1 protein-coding gene and 1 pseudogene are annotated in these 1382 nt (G+C 65.3%); both read left to right on the top strand.

The genetic code is table 11. The annotated features are described in order from the left end of the window. A partial coding sequence (gene ssuD, locus HX846_RS37315; protein ID WP_178967478.1) for an FMNH2-dependent alkanesulfonate monooxygenase occupies positions 1-1076 on the top strand: 1076 nt, incomplete at its 5' end. Positions 1077-1085: 9 nt separating this feature from the next. Beyond that, positions 1086-1382 (top strand): annotated as a pseudogene (gene ssuC / locus HX846_RS37310) (aliphatic sulfonate ABC transporter permease SsuC); the annotation flags it as partial.

Genomic DNA, 1382 nt, shown 5'->3' with positions numbered 1-1382 from the left:
GCGCCGTAGACCACGGTTATCTGCAGCAAGTGGCCCAGGCGGCCGACCGCCTTGGCTTCGGCGGGGTACTGATCCCCACCGGCCGCTCCTGCGAGGATTCGTGGCTGGTGGCGGCGTCGCTGATCCCGGTGACCCAACGCTTGAAATTCCTTGTCGCGCTGCGCCCCGGGATCATTTCCCCGACGGTGGCTGCGCGTCAGGCCGCGACCCTGGATCGTCTGTCCGGCGGCCGCGCGTTGTTCAACCTGGTGACCGGTGGAGACCCGGATGAATTGGCCGGCGACGGTTTGTTCCTGAGCCATGAAGAGCGTTACCAGGCGTCGGTGGAGTTCACCCGCATCTGGCGCCGCGTACTGGAAGGCGAGACCGTCGATTACGACGGCCAGCACATCAGCGTCAAAGGCGCCAAGTTGCTCTATCCGCCGATCCAGCAACCGCGTCCGCCGCTGTATTTCGGTGGCTCTTCCGAAGCGGCCCAGGACCTGGCAGCCGAACAAGTGGAAATGGTCCTGACCTGGGGCGAGCCACCGGCCGCGGTGGCGGAAAAGATTGCACAGGTTCGCGCCAAGGCCGCCAAGCTCGGACGTACCCTGCGCTTCGGCATTCGCCTGCATGTGATCGTGCGTGAAACCAACGCCGAAGCCTGGCAGGCCGCCGACAAACTGATCTCCCACGTGGACGATGAAACCATCGCCCGCGCCCAGGCGTCGTTGTCGCGCTTTGATTCCGTAGGCCAGCAACGCATGGCCGCCTTGCACGGCGGCAGTCGCGACAACCTGGAAGTCAGCCCCAACCTGTGGGCGGGCGTAGGCCTGGTACGCGGTGGCGCCGGCACGGCACTGGTGGGCGATGGCCCGACCGTGGCCGCGCGGGTGAAGGAATACGCGGACCTCGGTATCGACACCTTTATCTTCTCCGGCTACCCACACCTGGAAGAGTCGTATCGCGTAGCGGAGTTGCTGTTCCCGCATCTCGACATCGAGCGTCCCGAGTTGCCGAAAGGCGCCGGCTACGTCAGCCCGTTCGGCGAAATGGTCGCCAACGACATTCTTCCCAAAGCTGCGTCCCAGAGCTGAGGCGCCGCCATGAACCTTGAAAAGTTAAGTCATCGATTGGCGCCCTGGGCGCTGCCGATCCTGTTGCTGGCGGTATGGCAGCTGTCCGTCTCGGCCGGCTGGTTGTCGACGCGCATTCTGCCGGCACCCAGCGCGGTGATCGAAGCGGGTGTCAGCCTGGTGCGTAGCGGCGAAATCTGGACCCACCTGGCCATCAGCGGCTGGCGTGCGGGCCTGGGCTTTGTGATCGGCGGCAGCATCGGCCTGACCCTGGGGTTTATCACCGGCCTGTCGACCTGGGGTGAACGCCTGCTGGACAGCTCGGTG

It is taken from the genome of Pseudomonas sp. K5002 (assembly GCF_013386655.1).
Classification (GTDB): Bacteria; Pseudomonadota; Gammaproteobacteria; order Pseudomonadales; family Pseudomonadaceae; genus Aquipseudomonas.
Note: the sequence above shows the minus strand (reverse complement) of the source record. Positions and strands in the feature narration are given on the sequence as shown.